Consider the following 22,468-nt stretch of genomic DNA (forward strand, 5'->3'; position numbering starts at 1 on the left):
GGTAGAAAAATGAAGAACGAACTCGACCATCTCTCCGAGCTCGCCGGCAAGGGCCGGATCTCGCGCCGCGACTTCCTTGGCCGTGCCGCAGCACTTGGCGTGTCGGCGGCCCTTCTGCCAACGCTGGCCGGCAAGGCTTTCGCGCAGACGCCGGTCAAGGGCGGCATCATCAAGGCCGGCCTGCAGGGCGGCGAATCCACCAACAGCCTCGACCCGGCGCTGAACCTCAGCCAGGTCACCTACAATTTCGGCAAGCAGTGGGGCGAATTCCTCGTCCGCCTGACGCCGGAAGGCGGCGTCGAGAATCTGATCGCCGAAGAGATCGGCGCTTCGGCCGACGCCAAGACCTGGACCATCAAGGTGCGCGACGGCATCGAGTTCCACAATGGCAAGACCGTCACTGCGGAAGACGTCGCCGCCACGCTTGAACGCCACGCCGACGAGAAGTCGAAGTCGGGTGCGCTCGGCGTCCTGAAGAACATCAAGGCGATCAAGCCGAGCGGCAAGGAAGTGGTCGTCACACTCGCCGACGCCGATGCCGACTTCCCCTATCTGATGGCCGACTACCACCTCGTCATCCAGCCGAATGGCGGCAAGGACAACCCGAATGCCGGCATCAGCGCCGGTCCTTACAAGGTCACCGTCAACCAGCCTGGCGTGCGCCATGGCGGCGAACGCTTCGCCAATTACTGGCAAGGCGACAAGCTTGGCCATGCCGACCAGATCGAGATCGTCGTCATCAATGACGCGACGGCCAGGCTGGCAGCACTTCAGGGCGGGCAGGTGCAGCTGATCAACCGCGTCGAGCCGAAAGTGGTCGACCTGGTCAAGCGCATTCCGGGCGTCACCATCGAGAACGTGTCGGGCCGCGGCTACTACCCGTTCAACATGTTCTGCGACACCGCGCCCTTCGACAACAACGACCTCAGGATGGCGCTGAAGCTCGCCATGGACCGCGACGAATTGCTGGAGAAGATCCTGCGCGGCTACGGCTCGGTCGGCAACGACTTCCCGATCAACGAGGCCTATCCGCTGTTCTCGGCCGATATCGAGCAGCGCAAGTTCGATCCGGAAAAGGCGGCCGCCGCCTACAAGAAATCGGGTCATGGCGGCTCGATCCTGCTGCGCACCTCGGACGTCGCTTTCCCGGGCGCGGTCGACGCGGCCCAACTCTACCAGCAGTCCTGCGCCAAGGCCGGCATCAAGATCGAGATCAAGCGGGAGCCTGGCGACGGCTACTGGTCGGAAGTGTGGAACAAGCAGCCTTTCTCGCTGTCCTATTGGGGCGGACGTCCGACGCAGGACCAGATGTATTCCACCGGCTATGTCTCGACCGCCGACTGGAACGATACGCGCTTCAAGCAGCCGGCGTTCGACAAGATGCTGCTCACGGCGCGGGCCGAACTCGACCAGGCCAAGCGCAAGGCGATCTACCACGACATGGCGGTGCTGATGCGCGACGAGGGCGGGCTGATCGTGCCGTTCTTCAATCAGTTCATCGACGCGGCCGCCACCAGCAAGATTGCCGGCTGGGTCAAGAACCCCAATGGCGAGATGATGGACGGCTACGCGCTCGGCGCCTGCTGGCTGACGGCGTAGCCAAATCCTGCCTGTTGTTTCATAACAGAAAGCGCCGTGCACCCCAGGGTGCGCGGCGCTTTGATATCACGGCTTAACCCAAGCGGAATTCCCATGGCGCTCAAGACCAAGCTCCTCCTCATCGTCCTCGATGGCGTGCCTTACCGGAACTGGCGCCGATTGATGGGCAATCTCGAAGGCTGGGTGCAGTCGGGCGAGGCGCAAGTGTGGAAGATGCGCTCGGTGCTGCCGTCGACCTCGGCCTGCTGCTACGCCTCGATCCACACCGGGGTGTCGCCGCAGGAGCATGGCATCCTGTCCAACGAGAACCGTTTCCTGGTCAACAAGCCGGACATCTTCTCCGAGGTCAGCAGGGCCGGCGGCAAGACCGGCGCGGTGACGCACTCCTACTGGTCGGAATTCTTCCGCTCCTATCCGTTCGACCTGGTCGAAGACCTGGAATATGACGAGCCGGACGGTCCGATCACGCATGGCCGCTTCCACAGCATGACCGGCTACAATCTGAAAAACCAGATGACGCCGAGCGATGTCGACCTGTTTGCGACGCTGACCATGCTGACCCGGCGCCATGGTATCGACTACGGCATCCTGCACACCTGCACGCTCGATTCGATGGGCCATCGCTTTGGTCATGATTGCCACGAAATGGACCATGCCTGCTATGCGATGGACGGCATGCTTGCCGCCTTCCTGCCCCTCTGGCGGCAGGCCGGCTACGAGGTGATCGTCACCGCCGACCACGGCCAGACCGACCGCGGCCATCATGGCGGCCATGACGATGAAATGCAGGATTTCGCGCTGTATTATTTCGGGCAAGGCAAGGGGCCTGAGGCGGACACGCTGCTCGATCAATTGCAGCTGGCGCCGACGGTGCTGAAGCGGCTGGGTGTGCCGGTGCCGGAGACGATGAAGGCGAAGCCGTTTTTGACTTAGTTTCCCTTCCCCCCTTGTGAGGGAAGGTGGCCTCGCGAAGCGAGGTCGGATGAGGGGTGTTCCAGGGAACGCCGACGCCTCATTCCACTGGAACACCCCTCAACCGTCTCGGCGCTGCGCGCCGATCCACCTTCTCCCACAGGGGGAGAAGGGAAAAAGGTGCACCACTGGCAACACTCCCTCTCTTCGGTTAGCTTCCGGAAAATTCCTTGGCGGAAGGATGAACCTTTTTGGACCGATCGGCGACAGAGCAGACAGGAGCCAGGCGGCTCGACCGGCCATGACGGCAGCGACAGAGACTGATCGCGCGCTTGTCGACCGGGTCGCGAAGGGCGACCGTGCCGCTGTTCGGCTGCTGTTCATGCGTCATCACGCGCGGGTCTACCGCTTCGTGGCGCGCCAGACGGGATCGGAAATGATGGCCGACGATATCGCAAACGAGGTCTTTCTTGAGCTGTGGCGCCAGGCGCCCGGCTTCGAAGGGCGCTCGGAAGTCTCGACCTGGCTGCTCGGCATCGCCCGTTTCAAGGCGCTGTCGATGCTGCGCAAGAAAAAGGAAGACTGGATCGACGACGACGATGCGGCGCAGATTCCCGACAGCGCCGACACGCCCGAAGTCGCCACCATGAAGGAAGACAAGGGCGCCGCCTTGCGGCGCTTCGTCGATGCCTTGCCGGAAGAACACCGCTCGGTGATCGACCTTGCCTATTACCACGGACAATCGGTGACAGAGATCGGCGAGGTGCTCAACATCCCGGTCGCCACCGTCAAGACCCGTATGTTTTACGCCCGCAAGAAACTCGGCGAAGCCCTCAAGGCCGCCGGTTACGACAGGGGGTGGCCATGAGCAATCCTGAAGATATGAGCGCCGCTGAAAAAATGTCGCGCCGCGACGAAATGGAAACGCTGCTGCCATTCTATCTGAACGGCTCGCTGGAAGGTTCTGACCTCGAAGCCGTCGAGGAATGGCTGGCGACCGATCCGGCCGCGATGGCGGCGCTTAACGAAGCCGAGGCCGAATTCTCCGGCACCACCGCCGCCAACGAAGCGATCCGGCCGCCGGCCGATGCGCTCAGCCGCTTTGCCAAGGCGCTCGACGCCGAGGCCGGACCGGCACGCGCGCCGGCAGGCCGCTCCTGGCTGGCGCAAGCGCTCGATCGTTTCATGGCGGTGCCGGTCGGTGTCGCCTGGGCGGCAGCCGCAGTGTTGCTGGCGCTGATCGTGGTGCAGTCCTATGTGCACACCGGCGGCAAGGGCAATGATTTTGAGATTGCCGGCACCGAGGACAATCTGGCGAAGCTGCCGTTCGCGCTGGTCAAGTTCAAGCCGGAGGCGAAGATGTCCGATATCGCCGTCTTCCTCGACCAGAACGGACTGAAGATCGCTGGCGGGCCGACCGCCTCGGGCGTCTTCCACATTGCCATCCCGGCCAAGACCGGAGCAGATTACGCCAAGTTGCTCGGCCTTATTGCCGCCCAGCCTTTCGCTGAGACTGTGATCGAGGGAAGGAAACCGGTTGATGGCAGCTAAGGCGGTCATTCGATTTGCAGTCCTGGCGGCGGCGATGACAATCGCCGCCGTGCCCGCTTTAGCGCAGACCAACGATCCCAATGCCGGCCGGACAAAAGTTGACTGCACCGACACGACTGGTGCGGCGGCAACCGACTGCCCCAAGGACGACAAGGGGGCGAATGGCGGAGCGGGCGGCGGCCAGGGCGCTGTTGTCCTCCCGGCCCTGATTGTTGACCTGTTTCCCAATCCGCCCGCGACCGCGGCGCCGGTGCCGACGCCACGGCCGTCAGCACCGCCTGCCGACACCCAGGCCGGACCGCCGGCCGGCGGCCCCATCGTTTCGCCGACCGATCTTGTCGCGACCGCGCCGCGGCGTGCCATCGCCGGCGATTTCGTGCCCGACGAGGTGCTGGTGACCGTCGATGGCGACGCCGGCGCCGTCCAGCAGATCGCCGCCTCCTTTGGCCTGCAAGTGCGCTCGCAGCGCCAGTCGCGGCTGCTCGGCACCACGCTGGTGCGCTTTGGCATCCCCGATGGCCGCCCGGTCGGCACCGTGCTGGCGCAGCTGGCCGCCGATGGCCGCACCCTGCGGCGCGAGCCGAACCATGTCTATTCGCTGCAACAGGCAGCCGGCATCGTCAACTATGCCTTCGATCGCATCCAGCTCGACAACAAGCAGGCCAGCGGCGAGAACGTGCGCGTCGCCGTCATCGACACCGGCATCGACGACACCAATCCGGCGCTGGCCGGCGTCATTGCCGACCAGTTCGACGCCATGCCCGAAGTGCCGGTCGAAAAGCGCGACCATGGCACCTCGGTCGACGGGCTGATCGCCGGTGTCGGCGCGCTCGAAGGCATGGCGCCGGGGGCGAGGATCTATCATGCGCGGGCCTTCGAGGACGGCAGGTCGACCATGGACGTCATCCTGTCGGCGCTCGACTGGGCGGCCGAGCAGAATGTCAGCATCATCAACATGAGCTTCGTCGGCCCCAAGAACGATTTGCTCGCCAGCGCCTGCCGCAATGCGCGCGGGCTCGGCATCATCCTGGTTGCGGCGGCCGGCAACAATGGGCCGAAAGCGCCGTACGGCTACCCGGCCGCCTATCCCGGCGTCATCGCGGTGACCGCCACCGACGCCAAGGACGGACTGATGCCGCAGGCCAATCGCGGCGCGTACGTCTTCATCTCGGCGCCCGGCGTCGAGATGGTGGCGCCGAGCGGTGCCGGCTCGGACGTGGTCACCGGCACCTCGTTTGCCGCCGCGATCGTGTCCGGCGCCATCGCCAATCTGATCCACGCCGCACCCGAGCGCTCGGCCGACGACATCGAAAAGGCGCTGGCCGCCACCGCCCGGGATCTCGGCCCGAAAGGCCGCGACAAGGATTTCGGCTACGGGCTGCTGGACATCAAGGCGGCCGAAGCGGCGAAGTGAGCCTGCGACCAGGTCAGAGAGCCGGACCCAACCGGACAGGGCTGCCATCATAAAAGCGCGATAGCCGGAAGCGGCTGAGGTCGTGTCCGGTCTCGTTTCCCTGGATCAGGTCGGCAACCACGCGGCCGATGCCAGGCCCGATGCCGAAGCCGTGGCCGCTCATTCCCGTCGCGACGAACAGGCCGCCGATTGCCTCTGCCCGATCCACAACGGGGACGACGTCAGGCATGGCGTCGATCATGCCGCCCCAGCTGGCCTTCAGGCGGACTGTCCCAACCTGCGGAAAAAGGCCTCCGAAATTGCGCTCTATCGAGCGCAGACCGGCAGGTTCAGGGGAGGGGTTGAGCACCCGCATTCTCTCGAAAGGACTTATGGAATCCGGTGCCCAATCGCGCGGCGTCGACCAGGCATCGGGATAGCCTGACGGCGCGAACGGAAAGTAGCGTGTTCCCAGCGGGTTGGCCCTGACGGCGGGAAGATATTTGGTGGCGTGCCGGAATGCGTCCGGCCCCAGGTAAAGCAGACTGCTGCCGCCTGCAGCGAGCGTGTAGCCGCCATCCTGCCGGCGCCTGAAGGCGATGTGGTCGTCGGCTGCCGCACCTGGATAGATTTCAGGCATGGGCTCGGTTGCGGCCACGGTTACCCTGACGCTGAGCTGGGGAATGGAGACGCCGTGTCTTCTCAGGAACAGGGATGACCAGGCGCCGCCCGCGACCAGTACGCTGGGGGCCTCGATATATCCCGCCTCGGTCCACACGCCCTTGACCTTGCCGGCCGAGATATCGAGGGTGCGCGCCGCGCAATTCTCGACGATCTTGACGCCTTTTCGCACGGCAAGCCGGGCAAGTGCCGGCACCGCCAGCCAGGGCTCGGCACGCATGTCGGACGGCGTCGTCATCGCGCCCTTGAATGTGCGAGACATCCCTTTGATGAGTTTCGCGGTTTCGCCACCGTCCAGGAGACGCGTGTCGAGATCGTGGCTCGCGGCGATCTTCATGAACGCTTCGAAGCCGGCCATGTCCTTGTCGGTCTCGGCCAGATAGGTCACGCCCGCCTGGGTCAGCCCGATGTCTTCGCCGCATTCCTCAGTCAGTTGCCGCCACAGGCGAATGGCCTCGATGACGATGGGCAACTCGTCGGCGTCTCGTCCCTGCTTTCTGATCCAGCCCCAGTTACGGGACGACTGCTCTGCCGCAACGCGTCCCTTTTCCAGCAGCGTCACCGGGATGTTGCGCTGCGCCAGGAAAAGCGCTGTCGTCACGCCGATAACGCCGCCACCGACAATGACCACCTCCGACGCCTTCGGCGGCGGACCAGGATGCTGGATTGGATCCGCTTCGGAGAACGGGAATGTCGGCAAGTGGCGCACCTGTGGGCTGGTCCGGCTCTGGCTTACTGGTTGACACCCTGTAGAAGCCAAATCAAGGACAGGTCCAGGAAGACCGTTGTCCCACGACGGCAAGCTCTGAACCTCCGCAAGGCCTCTATGCGGAGTCTATCGGCAGAGCGGTCTCGACCAGGCGCGTCCAGTACGAGACGCCATAAGGGATTGCCGCGTCGTTGAAATCATACGAGGCGTCATGCAGGCCGGCGGTGTCGCCATTGCCGATGAGCGCGATGTTGCCCGGCCGCTCTTCAAGCATGAACGCGAAATCCTCGGACCCCATGAGCTGTGGATGCTCGGCGTCGACGGCTGCCATGATGTCGCGCGCGACAGCCACGGCCAACACGGTCTCGGCCGGGTGGTTCACGACCACTGGATAGAGGTTCTTGAACTTGACCGTCGCGGCCGCCCCGTAGGACACAGCGATGCCCTCAGATATCTCGATGATGCGCTGCTGCATCCTGTCCCGGACCTCAGGCTCGAACCAGCGCGCGGTGCCGCGCATCAGCGTCGATTGCGGGACCACCGCTCCCGAAACGCCGCCATTCAGCGAGCCGATGTTTATGACCCCGCTCTTCAGCGGATGGACGTTACGCGCGATGATGGTCTGCAGGGCGATCAGGATGTTGGCTGCGGGAAGCAGCGTATCGACGCCCGCCTGAGGACTGGCTGCGTGAGCGCTCTTGCCTTCTATTGCGATGCGAAAGCTGGCCACGGCAGCGCCGAACGGCCCGGTGCGGGTGCCGAAATGGCCGATCGGCATGCCCGGCTCATTGTGCAGGGCGAACACTTTCTCGATGCTCCAGCGGCTCATCAGCCCGTCGTCGCACATGGCTTTGGCGCCGGCGCCGCCCTCTTCCGCCGGCTGAAAGATCAGCACCGCCGTGCCGTCGAAATTGCGCGTCTCCGCGAGCGCCTTCGCCGCGCCCAGCAGCACCGCCGTGTGTCCATCATGCCCGCACGCATGCATCCTGCCGGCAACCCGCGACGCGTAGGGCAGGCCGGTCGCTTCCTCGATCGGCAGCGCGTCCATGTCGGCGCGCAACCCGATCACTCTGCCGGAGGACCGGCTTTTTCCCGAGATGACGCCGACGACACCGCTGATGCCGACGCCCTCGGTGACGCTGTCGCAGCCAAACGCCCTCAGCTTGTCGGCTACGAATGACGAGGTGCGTGGCAGCTCATACTGGAGTTCGGGATGCGCGTGCAGATCACGCCGCCACGCGATGATCTCGTCGTACATGATCCGCGAAATCCTTCTGTCACGCCTTCGACCATCGCACAGAAAAACCACCCCAAGAAGGCGTCGCGGGCGTCGAGACTGTTGGGTCTTGATCCCAGATCGGCGCTCCGGCGACCGGCTGCGATCTATCGCGGCTTTAACGCGTCTCGCGCCGACCTTCCTATCTGTATTCCACGGACGTCGCCCTCCGCGGCGAGATCGCACTGTGAAAGTCCCGTGATGTTACTCCTTATGGAGACGATGCCTAAGCCCTATTAGGTACTTGGTGCACACATTGGGAACAATCTCAAATGGTGCAAGTTTCCCCTCGGTAAAATTGGGTCTATACGAGGTGAACTGGCATGCTGAAATTGCTCACTGCAAGCACAGCCGCAATGGTGTGCTCATGAGTTTGGTGAGAATAACTAGCAGCGAGGGTAGCGCCATTGATGTTCAGAGGTAGATCACCTTCAGAGTTCCAAGGCAACACGCGCCCGGGCTGGGTCCACTTTAGCATGCGCCACTGGAGATGGAGCGCCATTCCCATATGCATATTGCTGCTCTGGCTGATCTCTCCGGCCAACGATGGCGCCGAAATGCAGCAGAAGCTCGATGCGGCGCACGGCGAACTGGCGGCGGCAAAAGCGCAACTGGACTTGATGCGGCGCGCCGAACGCAACGCCAGCGAGCAGGCGCGTATAGCTGCTGACACTGCGGCCGAGCAGGCACAGGCCTTGAAGGAGGCGAACCAACGAGACGAAGCCCTCACACTCGATCTGGAAGCGGCGCGCCGCGTCATCAAAGGCTTGCAAGCCAAAGCCAATCTCTCGGATGAAGCGCGCCATTCCATGGCAGTTTCCCTGACCCAGGCGAACCGGGCGCTTGATGAGGAGCTGCACAGGGCTGAGCTCTCCGAACACGAACTCGCCATGGCCCGCCAAGCCAGCGACGCCAACAAGAAAAGCGCAGAATTGGCTGCGGTCGAACTGGCCGATGCCGCGAAGGGCCGACAGGTGGCCGAGGCCGCTTTGGAGCAGGTTAACGACGCATTGAGACTGGAACGCGCGCGGGCGGAGTCAGCCGCGCGTGATCTCGACGGTGCCCGCCAGGAACGCGACGCGGCCAAGCAGATTTCTGCCGAGCTGAGCGCCGCCTTGGAGCAGGCGCGCGAAAAGGTCATCGGCATGGCCATCAACCTCAGCGCCGCGCGTAAGGCGATCGATCTCGTCAAAGCGCAAGGTGTGCGTCGCACCGCGCGTAGCAAGCAAGCGATCGAAGCGCGGTTCGCGGCAGGTCCACTTGCAAGCCAACCGGCACGTCAACCGGCATTGCAGGAGAAAAACAAGAAGGTTCAAAAATCATCAAAACGGGTGCTGGCGGCGACGACCATCACCCTCCCCGATGCGTTGCTCCCCACCCCGCAGGGCCCCTGATCGTGAAAACAAAGAGCGCAGATGGGGTGAGCCCAAACCGATGCCGCAGGGGGAATCCCGCAATGTACAGATATGTGGCAGCCGCAATGATTGTCGGTGTGGCCGCTGGACCTGCCTCGGCCCTCGACGTGGGTGCTGGCGGTAAGGTCGGCGGTCTCGGGGTCGGTGCTGGAGTGAGCGCCGGTCGACAAGGCGTCTCTGTCGGGGTCGGTGCGAGCGTCGACGGTGTAGGCGGAACAAGCGTTGGAGCATCGGTCGGCACGGGCAATGGGGCGCTCGGCGTAGGCATTGATGCTGGCGGCAATGTGGGCAGCGCAAGCGGAGGCGTATCGACAGGTACCGGCAACCCGTCTGCCGCTGCGGCGGATCCTAGCCGCAGCCCGGCCCCAGACAACACTGCCGTTGTTTCGGCCAATAGCGCCACACGCGCCATCGACCTGCCATCCACCCTCAAGCCATCCAAAGCCGGGCGCGGCGAGCTCGGTAGGATTATCACGGGCTATCCCTTTGGGCCCCTGGTATCCCTGAAAGCGAAACCCGGGACGCCGCCTGCAGTCGTGAACACCTGCCGAGCGGCGATCGCGTCTGCCGCGACGCCGCTTGGCGCCTTGCGTGTGTCGGCGGTAAGTGCCGGTCCAATGCGCCAACGTCACGCTGCGTTGATGGCGCCGATCGAGGTGCGAATACAGTATGCACGCCAAGGCAAAATCCAAGTGCGACAGGCGAGAGTCATATGTCGCCTCGACGCGGCGGGAAGGGTCACCGCAGTAAAATAACGAGCGCCTATCGGCTCGACGACAGAGGGTCGAACTATGGTCACTGCCAGCCATCGAGAGTTCCGGCCTACACCGGCGCGCCCGCCACCGAACCCCTGACCACCAGGTCGACCGGCCAGACCTCGCCTCGTGCCCCTTCTTCAAGGCCGGAAATGCGCGCCGCCAGCCGCTCGGCGACGCGGGCGCCGGCGAGGCGGATCGACGAGCGTGTCGTCGACAAGGGCACGGAAAAATTCTCCGGCTTCAGCCATGGGAAGACGTCATCATGGGCGATCAGCGACAGGTCGCCGGGAATGGTCAGGCCAAGGTCGCGCACCGCGCGCACGACGCCGAGCGACATGATCAGGCTGGAGCAGGCGATCGCGGTTGGCGGTTCGCTCTGTTCGAGCAGGCGACGGGCGGCGCGATAGCCGTTCTCCTCGGTCATCGTCACCGAGCAGACATGGCGCTCGCCGAGCGTCAGGCCGCTGGCCGCCAGCGCGCGGCGCATGCCGCGCTCACGGTGGATGGCGAAGGTCTCGCGGTCGTCGCCATTGATCAGGGCCAGCCGGCGGTGACCGAGCTGCACCAGCAGCCGGGCCGCTTCGTGGAAGGCGCCCTCATTGTCGATGTCGGTGAACGGGTAGTCGAAGTCGAAGCCGTCGCTGCGGCCATGGACGATGAAGGGAATGCCCAGCGTATTGACCAGCGCCACCCGCCGGTCGGCCGGCCGTGGCGAAGAGATGTAGACGGCGTCGACCTGGCGGTTGGCGACGATGCGGCGATAGGTGGTCTCCTGGTCGTCGGCATCGGCCGGCGACAGAACGAGGTCGAGTTCATGCGAGCGGGCATAGTCGCCGAGGCCGGAGAGGAATTCGACGAAATGCGGATCGATATCGACCGAGGTGCCGGTCGGCAGGACATAGCCGATCATGCCGGTCTTGCCGGTGGCCAGCCGGCGCGCGCTCGGGTTGGGCCGGTAGCCGTGGCGTTTGGCGGCATCCACCACGCGCCGGCGGGTTTCCTCGTTGACCTCCGGATAGCCGTTCAGCGCACGGCTGACCGTTGTCTGCGACAGAGCCAGCATATGGGAGAGCTGCTTCAGGTTCACCGGGAGGCCTCCAAGCCTCAAAGCGCTTTTAATTTCGAATCCGCACGGCGCCATGAATGGCGCGATCGAACCATGGGACCATACGCACTGGTCCGGCCAGTTTGAAGCATAATCTGCTGCTGCATCGCCAAAAAACTATGCTGCAGCGCACTTTTTCAAAGTGTTGTCGCCTGAAATTAAATCGATTAGCCCGCTACCCTCTTGACTTCCGTCGGATTCAGTGGCGAGATCAAAAGGACCAAAGCGCTTTGGAAGACTCTTTCGAAAGGTTGCGGTTCCTTTCCGAGTGAGTCACAGTCCTGCGGCGTCGGCGGACGGAATGGAGGTTCCGTCCGGGTGTATGTGATCACTGGGAGGAATACCGATGAAGAAGATGCTTCTGCTTGGCGCCGCGTTTGCAACGCTCGCCCTGAGCCTGCCGGCGCAAGCCGAACTGAAATTCAAGCCGGGTGAAGACAAGCGCTTCAACTGGGCCAACTACGAAGAGCTGAAGAAGGTCGATCTCAAGGGCGAGACGCTGACCATCTTCGGACCTTGGCGCGGCGAGGATGAAGGCCTCATCCGCACGGTTCTCGAATATTTCCAGGAAGCCACCGGCGCCGAGATCAAATACTCCTCGTCGGAGAATTACGAACAGCAGATCGTCATCGACACTCAGGCCGGCAGCCCGCCCAACATCGCCGTGCTGCCGCAGCCGGGCCTGATCCAGGACCTGGCCTCCAAGGGCCTGCTGACGCCGCTGGGCGACGACACCGCCAAATGGGTCAAGGACAATTACGGCGCCGGCCAGTCATGGGTCGATCTCGGCACCTTCAAAGACAAGGACGGCAAGCCGGGCTTCTTCGCCTTCCCCTACAAGGCCGACGTGAAATCGCTGGTCTGGTACTCGCCGGACAATTTCGAGGAAGCCGGCTACAAGGTTCCCAAGACCCAGGAAGAACTCGCCGATCTCGAGAAGAAGATCATCGCCGACGGCGGCACGCCGTGGTGCATCGGCCTCGGATCGGGCGGCGCCACCGGCTGGCCGGCGACCGACTGGGTCGAAGACATCATGCTGCGCACCCAGGCGCCTGACGTCTACGACAAGTGGGTGAAGAACGAGATCCCGTTCAACGACCCGGCGGTGGTCAACGCCATCGACATCTTCGGCAAGATCGCCACCGACGACAAAATGGTCGATGGCGGCGCCAAGGCGGTTGCCGCGACCGACTTCCGCGACAGCCCGAAGGGCCTCTTCTCGGTGCCGCCGAAATGCTATTTGCACCATCAGGCCTCGTTCATCCCGACCTTCTTCCCGGAAGGCACCAAGGTGGGGCAGGACGCCGACTTCTTCTACTTCCCGCCCTATGCCTCGAAGCCCGAGCTTGGCACGCCCGTGCTTGGCGCCGGTACGCTCGCCATGATCACCAAGGATTCGAAAGGCGCCCGCGCCTTCATCGAATTCCTGAAGATGCCGCTGGCGCATGAAATCTGGATGGCCCAGGGCGGCTTCGTGACGCCGTTCAAGTCGGTCAACAAGGACGCCTATGCCAGCGACGCGCTGCGCAAGCAGGGCGATATCCTGGCCAACGCCTCGACCTTCCGCTTCGACGGTTCGGACCTGATGCCGGGCAAGATCGGCGCCGGCGCCTTCTGGACCGGTATGATCGATCTGGTCGGCGGCAAGTCGGCCCAGGATGTCGCAACCGACATCCAGAAGAGCTGGGACGCGATCAAGTAATCAGCGCCAATCAGCAGCCGCGCAGGCTGCAGTTTTTAGAACGTCCTCCACAGACTGGATCCGGGCCTTTTGGCCCGGATCCGACCGGCGGCTTTCAATTTTGATGCATATCGTTCCCTCAAAACCGTGACCACTTTTGAGCGACATGCATGACGCCGGACCGATTTGCGTTCGTTCGTTCCGAATAACTTAAATCGGCGCATCGCCACATCGCCAGGGCTGTTCAAAGCCCGGCCGATCATGCGCAGGGAGAGGGACCCATGGCTGCTCAGATCTTATCGGCCATTTTTGTCATCATCATCGGCGTCGGCGGCTGCGTCGCCTATTTCTGGGGCGCCAACAAGCTGGTCGACCTGATATTCCCGTCGCGCGGTGTTTCCGGGGCGGCCGCCATCGACAATCTGCGCCGGCAAGGGCTGGTGCGTCCCTGGCTGTTCGTCGGCCCGGCGATGATCATCCTCACCGTCTATCTGATCTATCCGGTGGTGGCGACGCTGTGGCTGTCCTTCTTCAACCGCGACGGCACCAGTTTCGTCTGGTTCGCCAACTATCAATGGGCCTTCGGCGACCGCGAGTTCCGCAGCTCGATCCTCAACAACATCATCTGGCTGGCGGTGGTGCCGGCGGCCTGCACCTTCCTCGGGCTGATCATCGCCGTGCTCACCGACAAGATCTGGTGGGGCACCATCGCCAAGAGCCTGATCTTCCTGCCGCTGGCCATCTCCTTCGTCGGCGCCAGCGTGATCTGGAAATTCATCTACGAATATCGCGGCGACGGCCAGGTCCAGATCGGCCTGCTCAACGCCATCATCCAGTATTTCGGCGGCCAGCCGCAGGTCTGGATATCGCTGCCGTTCTGGAACAATTTCTTCCTGATGGTGATCCTGATCTGGATCCAGACCGGCTTTGCCATGGTCATCCTGTCTTCGGCATTGCGCGGTATCCCTGAAGAAACGCTGGAAGCGGCTGTTATCGACGGCGCCAATCCGTTCCAGATTTTCTGGAAGATCATGGTGCCGCAGATCTGGGGCACCATCGCCGTGGTCTGGACCACCATCACCATCCTGGTGTTGAAAGTGTTCGACATCGTGCTGACCATGACCAACGGCCAGTGGAACAGCCAGGTGCTGGCCAATCTGATGTTCGACTGGATGTTCCGCGGCGGCGGCGATTTCGGCCGTGGCGCGACCATCGCCATCATCATCATGATCGCGGTCATCCCGATCATGGTGTGGAACATCCGCCAGGCGAACAAAGAGATGGGAGGACATTGAGATGGCCGTCGCGACCGGAAAGTCCTTTGCCAGCCGTTTCGGCGTCCACATCGCCGTGCTCATCTTCGTTGCCATCTGGACCGTGCCGACGCTCGGCATCCTTGTCTCGTCATTGCGCGACAAGGACCAGATCATCGCGTCGGGCTGGTGGAATTCGTTCTCCAGCTCCAGCCAGACCGAAGCCGGTCGGTTGCCGCCGGCCTCGGCGCAGGTCGAGAAAGACGGCAAGTTCGTGCTTGCCGGCAACATCTTCGGTGAGGGTGCTGCCCGCAACATCAGCGCCTTCGGCGTCAAGTCGGCTGCACCCACGCAGTATCCGGCCGGCACATCGGCCGATCTCGGCGACGGCGTCACCTTGCAGGTCAATGCAGACGGCACGTTCGTCATGAGTTCGCCCAAGGCTTTCGAAGGCGACCGTGGCCAGCGCCTCTATTATGCCTCGTCGGCACCACCGAAATTCACCACCGACAATTACAAGACGGTGCTGTTTTCGGAAGGCATCGGCCGCTCGTTCATGAACTCGCTGACCGTCACCATTCCAGCGACCGTCATCCCGATCCTGATCGCAGCCTTCGCCGCCTATGCACTGGCCTGGATGCGCTTTCCCGGCCGCGCCTTGCTGATCGCGGTCATCATCGGCCTGCTGGTCGTGCCGCTGCAGATGTCGCTGATCCCGCTGCTCAAACTCTACAACGGTGTCGGCACTTTCTTCGGCGTGCCGTCCAAGACCTATCTCGGCATCTGGCTGGCGCATACCGGCTTCGGCCTGCCCTTCGCCATCTACCTGCTCAGGAGCTACATTGCCGGCCTGCCGCGCGAGATCATGGAATCGGCGCGCATCGACGGCGCCAGCGATTTCGAGATCTTCGTCAAGATCGTGCTGCCGCTGTCGTTCCCGGTGCTGGCCTCCTTCGCCATCTTCCAGTTCCTGTGGGTATGGAACGATCTGTTGGTGGCGATGGTTTTCCTCGGCACCGAGCAGGATCAGATCGTGCTGACGGCCAGGCTCAACGCGCTGCTCGGGTCGCGCGGCGGCGACTGGGAGATCCTGACGACATCGGCCTTCGTGACCATCATCGTGCCGCTGATCGTGTTCTTCTCGCTGCAGCGCTATTTCGTCCGCGGGCTGCTGGCCGGCTCGGTCAAAGGAGGTTGAGACTGATGCAATCCGCTTTGAAGGCGACCTCGAAGCCCGATCTCGCCGTCGATCGCGACTGGTGGCGGGGCGCGGTGATCTACCAGATCTATCCGCGCTCCTACCAGGACTCCAATGGCGATGGCATTGGCGACCTCAAGGGCATCATCCGCAGGCTGCCCTACATCGCTTCGCTCGGTGTCGACGCCATCTGGATCTCGCCCTTCTTCAAGTCGCCGATGAAGGATTTCGGCTACGATGTCTCGGACTATTGCGACGTCGATCCGATGTTCGGGACGCTTGCCGATTTCGATGCGCTGGTGGCGGAAGCCCATCACCTTGGCCTCAAGGTGATGATCGACGAGGTGCTGTCGCACACCGCCGACATCCATCCATGGTTCAAGGAAAGCCGCGCCAATCGGACCAACCCGAAGGCCGACTGGTATGTCTGGGCCGACGCCCGGCCGGACGGCACTCCGCCCAACAACTGGCTGTCGATCTTCGGCGGCTCGGCCTGGCAGTGGGACACCAGCCGCCAGCAATATTATCTGCACAATTTCCTGTCCGAGCAGCCGGACCTCAACTTCCACAACAGGCAAGTCCAGGACGCGCTGCTCGACGTCACCCGCTTCTGGCTGGAGCGCGGCGTCGACGGCTTCCGCCTCGACACCATCAACTTCTACTTCCACAGCCAGGGCCTGGAGAACAATCCGCCGCTGCCGCCGGAAGAGCGCAACGACCAGACCGCACCTGCGGTCAATCCCTACAACTACCAGGACCATATCTACGACAAGAGCCGGCCGGAGAACCTTGCCTTTCTCGAACGGTTCCGGGCGCTGCTCGACGAATATCCGGCGACCGCCGCCGTCGGCGAAGTCGGCGATTCGCAGCGCGGGCTGGAAGTGGTCGCCGCCTACACGGCCGGCGGCAAGCGCGTCCACATGTGCTATTCCTTCGACTTCCTGGCGCCGGAAAAGATCAGCGCCGCCAAGGTGCGCCAGGTGCTGGAAGCCTTCGGCAGGGTCGCCAGCGACGGCTGGTCATGCTGGGCCTTCTCCAACCATGACGTGATGCGTCCGGCTTCGCGCTGGGCCGCCGATGAGGCCGATCCGGCCGCCTATCTCAAGGTCATCTCGGCGCTGCTGATGTCGCTGCGCGGCTCGGTCTGCCTCTATCAGGGCGAGGAGCTTGGGCTGGGCGAAGCCGAGCTTAGGTTCGAGGATCTGCAGGACCCCTACGGCATCCGCTTCTGGCCCGAATTCAAGGGCCGCGACGGCTGCCGCACGCCGATGGTGTGGGACGCAACCGCCAGCAATGCCGGCTTTTCGACGGCCAAGCCCTGGCTGCCGGTTCCGGGCAAGCATTTGTCGCAAGCGGTCAACGTGCAGCAGGGTGACGCCGCCTCGCTGCTCGAGCACTACCGGCGCTTTCTCGGCTTCCGCCACCAGCATCCGGCGCTGGCCAAAGGCGACATCGAATTCATCGAAAGCGAGGGCGACACCGTCGCCTTCACCCGCCGCGAGGGCAATGAGCAGATCGTCTGCGTCTTCAATCTGGGCAGCAGGCCGGCCGAGGTCGATCTCGGCCAAGCGCTGCAGCCCTTGGCCGGGCACGGTTTTTCGGGACAATCCGGCACAGGCTCCATCCGCCTCGGCGGCTACGGCGCCTGGTTTGGGCGTATCGACTGAGTTTTGACGAAACGGAATTTCTTGAGGAAATCTGGGTTCTCTAGGGAAATCACTGGGAGGAAATCATGGCCGATGTCACACTGAGACAAGTGAAGAAATCATACGGCAATCTGCACATTCTCCATGGCATCGACCTCGACATAAAGTCGGGTGAGTTCATCGTCTTTGTCGGCCCGTCCGGCTGCGGCAAGTCGACCTTGCTGCGGTCCATCGCCGGGCTTGAAGAGATCACCTCCGGCGAGTTGAAGATCGCCGGCGAGGTGGTGAACGATGTGCCGCCGTCCAAGCGCGGCATCGCCATGGTGTTCCAGTCCTATGCGCTCTATCCGCATATGACGGTCTACGACAACATGGCCTTCTCGATGAAGATCGGCAAGGAAAGCAAGGCTGAGATCGACAAGCGGGTGAAGCAGGCGGCCGAGATCCTGCAGCTGACCAAATATCTCGACCGCCTGCCCAAGGCGATGTCGGGTGGCCAGCGCCAGCGCGTCGCCATCGGCCGCGCCATCGTGCGCAACCCGAAAGTGTTCCTGTTCGACGAGCCGCTGTCGAACCTCGACGCCGCACTTCGCGTCGCCACCCGCATCGAGATCGCCAAGCTCAAGGAATCGATGCCCAACACGACGATGATCTACGTCACCCACGACCAGGTCGAAGCGATGACGCTCGCCGACCGCATCGTGGTGCTGAAGGACGGTCATATCGAGCAGGTCGGCACGCCGATGGACCTCTACAAGAAGCCCGGCAATCTGTTCGTCGCCCAGTTCATCGGCTCGCCGGCCATGAACATCCTGCCGGCGACGATCGACAATACCGGTAATCCGACCATCGTCAGCCATGTCGGCGGCCGCAAGGCCACGGTGCCGATCGCGACGCCGGCGTCCGCCAAGGGTGCGGCGGTCAGCTTCGGCGTGCGGCCGGAGGATCTGTCGGTCGCCACCGGCACGGAGTATCTGTTCGAGGGCGTGGTGGACTATGTCGAGCAGCTCGGCGAGGTCCAGCTGGTCTATGTCGACATCGGCCGTGCCGACCTGCCGCTGGTGACCAAGCTGCCCGGCAATGTCGAGGTCAAGCGCGGGGCAAAGCTGCGGCTGACTGCGGACGCCGGCGACCTGCACATCTTCGATGCCGACGGGCATTCCTTCTCGCTCAAGCCATTGGAAGTGAAGGCGGCCTGAGATCGGCGCGCCGTACCGGTATCAAAAAAAGCGGCGGGCCAGGCCCGCCGCTCTTTTTTATTACCAGCTTCGGCTGTTAGCGGTTGCCGAAGAGGTTCCTATCGCTGCCTTGGGGGGCCGACTTCTGTACGTCGCCTGACGAGTTCAACAGCTTGTAGACCGGCGAGCTGGTGTTGAACGACGACGTGCGCGTGGTGTCGACCGAGGTAGCGGCCGGCTGGTTGGCTTCGTTGGAGCCGTAATGGTCGCTGGCCGCGAAGGCAGCGCTCGAAACAGCCAGAAGGGCTGCGGTGGCAAGAATGATCTTCTTCATTTCAAGTCTCCTGAATTTTGCGATGTCGCCAGCAGTGACGGACAAATCCGCCACATGCTGGGGATCGGCTGTTAGCGGTTGCCGTAGAGGTCGCGGTTGGAACTCTGAGCTGGGACCTGCTCGGCCGGAACCGACTTCTCAACCGAAGCGGTGTGGCTATTGTCGGTCGACGTAACCGCGGGCTGGTTGGCGCCATTCGAACCATAGTTGTCGCTGGCGGCGAAAGCGCTGCCGGAAACTGCCAGAACGGCGGCGGCAGCAAGGATGATCTTTTTCATTTTAAATACTCCTGAATATCTTCGAGATCCCAAGAGCGACGGACGTGCCGCGACTCTGTTGTTTGGATCGGGATCAGCTGTTAACGGCCGAAGAGGTTGCGGTCGCTGCCCTGAACGATGGGCTGCTTGTCAGCGGGCGCCGACTTCTGAATGGAAGCCGTATACGAGCTGTCAACCGCGGCAGCGGGCTGGTTCGCACCATTGGAACCATAATTGTCGCCACCAGCGAAGGCGCTGCCGGTGATGGCCAAAACGGCGGCGGCAGTGAGGATGATCTTTTTCATTTTTGGTACTCCAGTTTTGCTGTCCGTCTAGCGGCGTGTCCTGGGAGGAATTCGCGTCGTTCGGACAGCCCCGATGTGGGAAAGCCGTAGGCTGGTTTCCAATCACGAAGTTGTTCCAACCAGGCCGCAACTTCGCCTCTTGTAATTTTCATAAGCATGCCTATCATCTTATTTTATGTAAATAATACAAAGGTTTATGTGAAAGCGCCATTCGGCTCACTGAGTGTGTCCGGGCGTCAGCGTTCACACCGTCCTGCACGCATTGTCAACAGAAACGAACCGTTCGGTTCGATTTTAGAAACTGCTAATAGTCACTTTTCGATACTGTTGACGGTTTTTTCGTTGGTCGACAGTCTGATTCGAGGTGATTTGCGATGGCCGCGATCTGTCCCGAAAACAGCGCCGTCAGCCCCACAATCGTCGGCCGCCCGCGTTTGTCGCGCGTGTCGCGCCGCATGGAGACGATGTCGCATTCATGCCGATGTCGCGATCGCTGCCGTGATTAGATGATCACATCTCAGGTGCCGCTTCGTGACGACGCAGCGGAGAATTGGGAAGCCGGTCAGAATCCGGCGCTGCCCCCGCAACGGTGGTGGAGTCCAAGTCGCAACGGGAGACCACTGGGCAATAGCCTGGGAAGGTGTCGCGATGGTCCGCAAGGACAACTCCAGAGCCCGGAAACCAGCCCGAGATGCTTGAACTCGACTGATCGCGGTGGGCGGTCAAGAGGTGGATAGTGCATGTCCGGCGTCACCGCCGGCCTGCGGCCGATCCTTCCTCCATCACCACCAAGTTCAGTCCTTAAACCACGAGGACAGAACTATGGATGCGCGCAACGACATGCTGAGGCTCTTGAACGGCCGCAAGCAAGGCTTTTCGCTCGAACAGCCCTTCTACACCGACCCGGACTACTTCAAGCTCGACATGGAGCTGATCTGGTATCGCGACTGGCTGTTCATCGGCCATGATTGCGAACTGCCGAAGCCCGGCAGCTATATCACCGTGCAGATCGGCGACTATCCGGTGGTGCTGGTCCGCGACCAGAAGGGCAACATCAACGCCTTTCACAATTCCTGCCGCCATCGCGGCAGCCGCGTCTGCAACACCGAGAAAGGTACGGCGGCAAAGCTCGTCTGTCCCTATCACCAGTGGACCTACGAACTCGATGGCCGCCTGCTGTTCGCCCGCCAGATGGCCGAGGGTTTCGACAAGAGCCAGTTCGGCCTGAAGCCGGTCGCCTGCGAAAGTGTGGCCGGCTACATCTTCATCTGCCTGGCGAAAGAACCCGCAGACTTCGCGCCGATGCGCGCCATGATCGAACCGTACCTCAAGCCGCACCGGCTTAGCGAAGCCAAGGTCGCCTTCGAGAGCACGATCATCGAGAAGGGCAATTGGAAGCTGGTCTGGGAAAACAACCGCGAGTGCTATCACTGCGCCGGCAATCATCCCGAGCTTTGCAAGACCTTCCCGGAAGCGCCGACCGTGACCGGCGTGCAGGGCGCCGACAGCGACCCGGAGATGCTGGCGCATTGGGCAAAATGCGAGGAGGCGGGCCTGCCGAGCAAATTCCGCATCGATCCTGCCGGACAATACCGCGCCACCCGCGCGCCGCTCCTGCGCGATGCGGTCAGCTACACGATGACCGGCAAGCGGGCGGTGAAGAAGAACCTGTCCGACAGCGTCGCGACCGACCGCATCGGCTCCTTGCTGCTGTACCACTATCCGACGACCTGGAACCACATCCTCGGCGACCACGCCGTCACCTTCCGTGTGCTACCGATTAGCGCCACCGAAACCGCGGTGACGACCAAGTGGCTGGTGCACAAGGATGCGGTCGAGGGTGTCGACTACAACCTTGAAGAGCTCACCCATGTCTGGACCGAGACCAACGACCAGGACCGCCGCATCGTCGAGGAAAACGCCTTCGGCATCCTGTCGCCGGCCTATGAGCCAGGCCCCTATTCGGAGCTGCATGAAGGCGGCGTGATCCAGTTCGTCGAATGGTACGCGGCCTTCATTGGCCCGCGCCTTGTCGAAGGCGGGCGGCCGGCGCTGCGCAGCGTCGCCTAAGAGAGGTTGAAGGATGAATGCGATGACGGATCTTGGGCTCTATCGCCATCTCGACCAGATGGCGCCATGGAACGACAGGCTGCAGGTGCTGGAGGTGATCGGCGTCAGCGACGAGGCGCCCGGCGTCAAGACCTTCACCTTCCGCTCCGACAACCAGACCTGGTTCCGCTACAAGCCGGGCCAGTTCGTGACGCTGGAGCTGCCGACACCGGACGGGCCGCTGATGCGCACCTACACGCTGTCGTCGTCGCCGTCGCGGCCGTTTTCGATCGCGGTGACGGTGAAGGCGCAAGCCGGCAGCATCGGCACACGCTGGATGTTCGAGAACCTGGTACCCGGCTCCCACGTCAAGGCCTATGGACCGGCCGGCGACTTCTCGTTGCACAGCCACCCCGCGGCCAAATATCTGTTCATTTCGGCCGGCTCCGGCGTGACGCCGATGATGTCGATGCTGCGCTGGCTGAACGACTGTGCGCCATGGACGGATGTCGGCTTCGTCAACTGCGCGCGGCGCGCGGAAGAGATCATCTTCCGCAAGGAACTTGAACTGCTTGGTGGCCATATGCCCGGCCTGTCGCTCGGCTTCATGATCGAGGAACGCTCGAGCCGTGAAGGCTGGTACGGCCATATGGGCCGCATCGACGCGATCCGGCTGCCGCTGCTGGCGCCCGATTTCCGCGAACGCGAGATCTTCTGCTGCGGCCCCGATCCGTTCATGCGCGCCGTGCGCGGCATGCTGGACGCCGCCGGCTTCGACATGACGAAATATCATCAGGAGAGCTTTGCCACGCCCGCGGTGGAGGAGGTGCCGGCGCCGTTTGCCTCACCCGGCGAAGACGGCACTGCTGTTCCTGTCGAAGCTGTGACCCCGATCCGCTTCTCGCTTTCGGAGGTCGACGCCGACTGCGTCGCCGGGCAGACTGTGCTGCAGACAGCGCGCAGCTCAGGCGTGCGCATACCGGCCGCCTGCGAGTTCGGCCTGTGCGGCACCTGCAAGGTGAAGAAGGTCTCCGGCGATGTCGAGATGAGCCACAATGGCGGCATCCTCGACCACGAGATCGATGACGGCTTCATTCTCGCCTGCTGCTCGAAACCGCTGTCGGCGCTCGAAATCGAGGCCTGAGCGTCGCCGCTTTGTTTTTATGCA

Annotated in this window: 19 protein-coding genes and 1 riboswitch; of the genes, 13 read left to right on the forward strand and 6 right to left on the reverse strand. The window is 62.8% G+C overall.

Annotation, left to right across the window (positions count from 1 at the left end):
- The first annotated feature begins 9 nt into the window (after positions 1–9).
- The 5 genes from AC1DYJ_RS00095 (at position 10) to AC1DYJ_RS00115 (ending at position 5,476) form a co-directional block, all read left to right on the forward strand.
- Positions 10–1,599, forward strand: a complete 1,590-nt coding sequence (locus AC1DYJ_RS00095) for an ABC transporter substrate-binding protein (RefSeq protein ID WP_477278872.1) — start codon at positions 10–12, stop codon at positions 1,597–1,599.
- Between the two features lie 93 nt (positions 1,600–1,692).
- Entirely contained in the window at positions 1,693–2,532 is an 840-nt protein-coding gene (locus AC1DYJ_RS00100; RefSeq protein WP_477278874.1) for an alkaline phosphatase family protein, read from the forward strand.
- Positions 2,533–2,812: 280 nt separating this feature from the next.
- On the forward strand, positions 2,813–3,379 hold the full coding sequence (locus AC1DYJ_RS00105; protein ID WP_477278876.1) for a sigma-70 family RNA polymerase sigma factor: 567 nt from the start codon (positions 2,813–2,815) through the stop codon (positions 3,377–3,379).
- 14 nt (positions 3,380–3,393) lie between these two features.
- Positions 3,394–4,062, forward strand: a complete 669-nt coding sequence (locus AC1DYJ_RS00110; RefSeq protein WP_477280183.1) for an anti-sigma factor — start codon at positions 3,394–3,396, stop codon at positions 4,060–4,062.
- Positions 4,052–5,476, forward strand: coding sequence for a S8 family serine peptidase (locus AC1DYJ_RS00115; RefSeq protein ID WP_477278878.1), 1,425 nt, complete (start codon positions 4,052–4,054; stop codon positions 5,474–5,476). The genes AC1DYJ_RS00110 and AC1DYJ_RS00115 overlap by 11 nt, the downstream gene beginning before the upstream one ends.
- Before the next feature lie 13 nt (positions 5,477–5,489).
- Here AC1DYJ_RS00115 and AC1DYJ_RS00120 read toward each other — a convergent pair whose 3' ends face one another.
- Entirely contained in the window at positions 5,490–6,836 is a 1,347-nt protein-coding gene (locus AC1DYJ_RS00120; protein ID WP_477280184.1) for an NAD(P)/FAD-dependent oxidoreductase, read from the reverse strand.
- A 124-nt stretch (positions 6,837–6,960) separates the two neighbouring features.
- Positions 6,961–8,103: an amidohydrolase gene (locus AC1DYJ_RS00125; protein ID WP_477278880.1), complete on the reverse strand. Its 1,143-nt coding sequence runs from the start codon at positions 8,101–8,103 to the stop codon at positions 6,961–6,963.
- A gap of 533 nt (positions 8,104–8,636) precedes the next feature.
- Between AC1DYJ_RS00125 and AC1DYJ_RS00130 the strand changes: the two genes are divergently transcribed.
- Positions 8,637–9,515: a hypothetical protein gene (locus tag AC1DYJ_RS00130; protein WP_477425891.1), complete on the forward strand. Its 879-nt coding sequence runs from the start codon at positions 8,637–8,639 to the stop codon at positions 9,513–9,515.
- A gap of 843 nt (positions 9,516–10,358) precedes the next feature.
- Here the strand turns inward: AC1DYJ_RS00130 and AC1DYJ_RS00135 are convergent.
- Positions 10,359–11,381 (reverse strand): substrate-binding domain-containing protein, encoded by a 1,023-nt coding sequence (locus AC1DYJ_RS00135; protein ID WP_477278884.1) that lies wholly within the window; start codon positions 11,379–11,381, stop codon positions 10,359–10,361.
- Between the two features lie 364 nt (positions 11,382–11,745).
- Between AC1DYJ_RS00135 and AC1DYJ_RS00140 the strand changes: the two genes are divergently transcribed.
- The 5 genes from AC1DYJ_RS00140 (at position 11,746) to AC1DYJ_RS00160 (ending at position 18,376) form a co-directional block, all read left to right on the forward strand.
- A complete protein-coding gene (locus AC1DYJ_RS00140) occupies positions 11,746–13,101 on the forward strand; it encodes an ABC transporter substrate-binding protein (RefSeq protein ID WP_477278886.1) in 1,356 nt (451 codons plus the stop codon).
- A 260-nt stretch (positions 13,102–13,361) separates the two neighbouring features.
- On the forward strand, positions 13,362–14,375 hold the full coding sequence (locus tag AC1DYJ_RS00145) for a carbohydrate ABC transporter permease (RefSeq protein ID WP_477278888.1): 1,014 nt from the start codon (positions 13,362–13,364) through the stop codon (positions 14,373–14,375).
- A gap of 1 nt (position 14,376) precedes the next feature.
- Complete coding sequence (locus tag AC1DYJ_RS00150) at positions 14,377–15,531, forward strand: carbohydrate ABC transporter permease (protein ID WP_477278889.1); 1,155 nt, start codon at positions 14,377–14,379, stop codon at positions 15,529–15,531.
- A gap of 5 nt (positions 15,532–15,536) precedes the next feature.
- The gene (bglA, locus tag AC1DYJ_RS00155; protein WP_477278891.1) at positions 15,537–17,198 is read left to right on the forward strand and encodes a beta-galactosidase BglA; all 1,662 of its coding nucleotides are present in this window, start codon (positions 15,537–15,539) and stop codon (positions 17,196–17,198) included.
- A gap of 65 nt (positions 17,199–17,263) precedes the next feature.
- The gene (locus tag AC1DYJ_RS00160) at positions 17,264–18,376 is read left to right on the forward strand and encodes an ABC transporter ATP-binding protein (protein WP_477278893.1); all 1,113 of its coding nucleotides are present in this window, start codon (positions 17,264–17,266) and stop codon (positions 18,374–18,376) included.
- 76 nt (positions 18,377–18,452) lie between these two features.
- Here the strand turns inward: AC1DYJ_RS00160 and AC1DYJ_RS00165 are convergent, their stop codons facing one another.
- The 3 genes from AC1DYJ_RS00165 to AC1DYJ_RS00175 all read right to left on the reverse strand — a co-directional run bounded on the left by AC1DYJ_RS00165 (position 18,453) and on the right by AC1DYJ_RS00175 (position 19,251).
- Entirely contained in the window at positions 18,453–18,689 is a 237-nt protein-coding gene (locus tag AC1DYJ_RS00165; protein WP_477278895.1) for a DUF680 domain-containing protein, read from the reverse strand.
- A 71-nt stretch (positions 18,690–18,760) separates the two neighbouring features.
- The gene (locus AC1DYJ_RS00170; protein WP_477278897.1) at positions 18,761–18,967 is read right to left on the reverse strand and encodes a DUF680 domain-containing protein; all 207 of its coding nucleotides are present in this window, start codon (positions 18,965–18,967) and stop codon (positions 18,761–18,763) included.
- Positions 18,968–19,047: 80 nt separating this feature from the next.
- The gene (locus AC1DYJ_RS00175; protein ID WP_477278899.1) at positions 19,048–19,251 is read right to left on the reverse strand and encodes a DUF680 domain-containing protein; all 204 of its coding nucleotides are present in this window, start codon (positions 19,249–19,251) and stop codon (positions 19,048–19,050) included.
- Between the two features lie 502 nt (positions 19,252–19,753).
- Positions 19,754–19,955, forward strand: a riboswitch (cobalamin riboswitch).
- Positions 19,956–20,073: 118 nt separating this feature from the next.
- Here AC1DYJ_RS00175 and AC1DYJ_RS00180 point away from each other — a divergent pair.
- Both AC1DYJ_RS00180 and AC1DYJ_RS00185 read left to right on the forward strand, forming a co-directional pair.
- A complete protein-coding gene (locus tag AC1DYJ_RS00180) occupies positions 20,074–21,321 on the forward strand; it encodes an aromatic ring-hydroxylating oxygenase subunit alpha (protein ID WP_477278901.1) in 1,248 nt (415 codons plus the stop codon).
- Between the two features lie 22 nt (positions 21,322–21,343).
- Positions 21,344–22,444 (forward strand): FAD-binding oxidoreductase, encoded by a 1,101-nt coding sequence (locus AC1DYJ_RS00185; RefSeq protein WP_477278903.1) that lies wholly within the window; start codon positions 21,344–21,346, stop codon positions 22,442–22,444.
- The last annotated feature ends 24 nt before the right edge of the window (positions 22,445–22,468 follow it).

The sequence above is a fragment of the Mesorhizobium sp. P2_B11 genome, assembly GCF_056404855.1.

Excerpts from the sequence above, each read along its gene's own strand:
- AC1DYJ_RS00150 (WP_477278889.1), top strand. The coding sequence starts at position 14,377 with ATGGCCGTCGCGACCGGAAAGTCCTTTGCCAGCCGTTTCGGCGTCCAC.
- AC1DYJ_RS00110 (WP_477280183.1), top strand. The coding sequence starts at position 3,394 with ATGAGCGCCGCTGAAAAAATGTCGCGCCGCGACGAAATGGAAACGCTG.
- AC1DYJ_RS00115 (WP_477278878.1), top strand. The coding sequence starts at position 4,052 with ATGGCAGCTAAGGCGGTCATTCGATTTGCAGTCCTGGCGGCGGCGATG.
- AC1DYJ_RS00140 (WP_477278886.1), top strand. The coding sequence starts at position 11,746 with ATGAAGAAGATGCTTCTGCTTGGCGCCGCGTTTGCAACGCTCGCCCTG.
- AC1DYJ_RS00145 (WP_477278888.1), top strand. The coding sequence starts at position 13,362 with ATGGCTGCTCAGATCTTATCGGCCATTTTTGTCATCATCATCGGCGTC.
- bglA (WP_477278891.1), top strand. The coding sequence starts at position 15,537 with ATGCAATCCGCTTTGAAGGCGACCTCGAAGCCCGATCTCGCCGTCGAT.
- AC1DYJ_RS00160 (WP_477278893.1), top strand. The coding sequence starts at position 17,264 with ATGGCCGATGTCACACTGAGACAAGTGAAGAAATCATACGGCAATCTG.
- AC1DYJ_RS00180 (WP_477278901.1), top strand. The coding sequence starts at position 20,074 with ATGGATGCGCGCAACGACATGCTGAGGCTCTTGAACGGCCGCAAGCAA.
- AC1DYJ_RS00105 (WP_477278876.1), top strand. The coding sequence starts at position 2,813 with ATGACGGCAGCGACAGAGACTGATCGCGCGCTTGTCGACCGGGTCGCG.
- AC1DYJ_RS00185 (WP_477278903.1), top strand. The coding sequence starts at position 21,344 with ATGACGGATCTTGGGCTCTATCGCCATCTCGACCAGATGGCGCCATGG.
- AC1DYJ_RS00100 (WP_477278874.1), top strand. The coding sequence starts at position 1,693 with ATGGCGCTCAAGACCAAGCTCCTCCTCATCGTCCTCGATGGCGTGCCT.
- AC1DYJ_RS00125 (WP_477278880.1), bottom strand. The coding sequence starts at position 8,103 with ATGTACGACGAGATCATCGCGTGGCGGCGTGATCTGCACGCGCATCCC.
- AC1DYJ_RS00175 (WP_477278899.1), bottom strand. The coding sequence starts at position 19,251 with ATGAAAAAGATCATCCTCACTGCCGCCGCCGTTTTGGCCATCACCGGC.
- AC1DYJ_RS00165 (WP_477278895.1), bottom strand. The coding sequence starts at position 18,689 with ATGAAGAAGATCATTCTTGCCACCGCAGCCCTTCTGGCTGTTTCGAGC.
- AC1DYJ_RS00170 (WP_477278897.1), bottom strand. The coding sequence starts at position 18,967 with ATGAAAAAGATCATCCTTGCTGCCGCCGCCGTTCTGGCAGTTTCCGGC.
- AC1DYJ_RS00095 (WP_477278872.1), top strand. The coding sequence starts at position 10 with ATGAAGAACGAACTCGACCATCTCTCCGAGCTCGCCGGCAAGGGCCGG.